We start from the raw sequence: 1,337 nt of genomic DNA, 5'->3' as shown, positions 1-1,337 counted from the left end.
GGGCCAGAAGACGCCGCGCTCGCAGCGCGGCGGGACGGCGAAGGCCGTGGCTTCCTGACGTCCGTCAAGTCCGTACCGGGCCCGAGGAAGTGCCGGGGCGGGTGCCCTGAGCGGGAGTCGAACCCGCACGGCCGCGTGGCCGGGGACTTTTAAGGTCCCTGTGTCTGACCGGTTCCACCATCAGGGCCCGCGTGTTCGGCTGTCCCCGGCGCGCGCCGGTTCACCGGCCCCGGGGCGACCGATGACCGCTCCGGGGCCGGTGGGATCACGTGGGAGGGATGGGGCCCGGCCGCGGCCCTGTGTCATCGCACTCCCTGGGCCGGGTTGTCCCGCCCACGTGATCGTTTCGGTGGTCCGCCCGCGATGCGGGCGGACGGTGCGTCAGTTCGTGACGCGCTCGTAGATGCGCGTGTAGAGGCCGTTGTCGCCGCCGGTGATGTAGGTGTCCCCGGCCTCGCGGACGATCTGCTGGTAGCGCGGGGAGGTGAAGGCCTCCAGGTACGTGGCCGGGTCGGCGTTGAAGCCCGACACGAACATCACGCCGGGCTCGGTGCTGGCGAGCGAGTGGAAGGCCTGGAAGCTGACGACCTCGTCCGAGGTGCGCACCACGTCGAAGATGGTCTCCTCGCGCCAGGCGCGGTACTGACGGTAGACGCGCGGCACGACCTCGACATGGCGCATCTGCACGTACCGGGTGTCGGGCAGCGCGTCGGCGGCCGGCTTGGGCGCCTCCACGAACTGCAGGAGCTGGCGGCGGAAGTCACCCTCGCCCAGCGGGCCGACGGCCTCCCAGAGCTTCCACCAGTCGGCGCGCAGCTCTTCCATCCGGTCGAAGCCGTCGAGGGGGGCCAGTTCGAGAACGGAGTTGGTCTCCAGGCCGCGGTAGAGGATGCGGCCGTCGAACGCGGAGGCGTCGTTGTGCTGCTGCCACGCCTCGGTGATGGCGTCGATCTGCTCGGGCTTGGCGAACAGCTCGGTGGCGGTGATGAGTGCGGCGTTGGCCGACATGGCGGGTCTCCTAGCGATGTGGTGGGCGGTGGGGCCGGAGTGCGGAATGCGCCGGCGGGTGCGGGACGTACCGCGGTGCGACGCAGATGACGGGCGGTTCCAGCCCTGCGCGGTCGCCCTGAGGCGGTGGCCGCTGAGAAGAACGTAGAGGGCACGACCCCCGCGATGCAACCATCCGGTTGGTTTTAGCGGGCTGCGATCGAGGTTTCCGATGGCAGGACCGGGCGGGCCGTTGGGCGGCATACCCAGCGGCGGCGACACCCCGGCCGCACGCGCCGACTCACACAGGAACCCCCATCTCACCAGGGGTTAAGGGGGCTTCAGCCGCC

Annotated in this window: 1 protein-coding gene and 1 tRNA gene; both read right to left on the bottom strand. The window is 70.9% G+C overall.

Annotated features, from left to right (window positions below; translation table 11 throughout):
* Window positions 1-102: 102 nt before the first annotated feature.
* Window positions 103-187: transfer RNA gene (locus tag K377_RS41195), tRNA-Leu, on the bottom strand.
* A 194-nt stretch (window positions 188-381) separates the two neighbouring features.
* Window positions 382-1,008, bottom strand: coding sequence for a hypothetical protein (locus tag K377_RS41190; protein WP_111668723.1), 627 nt, complete (start codon window positions 1,006-1,008; stop codon window positions 382-384).
* Between the last annotated feature and the right edge of the window lie 329 nt (window positions 1,009-1,337).

It is taken from the genome of Streptomyces sp. PsTaAH-137 (assembly GCF_003259365.1).
Lineage (GTDB): Bacteria > Actinomycetota > Actinomycetes > Streptomycetales > Streptomycetaceae > Streptomyces.
The sequence above is the reverse complement of the archived record's forward strand: the minus strand, read 5'-3'. Positions and strand labels throughout refer to the sequence as shown.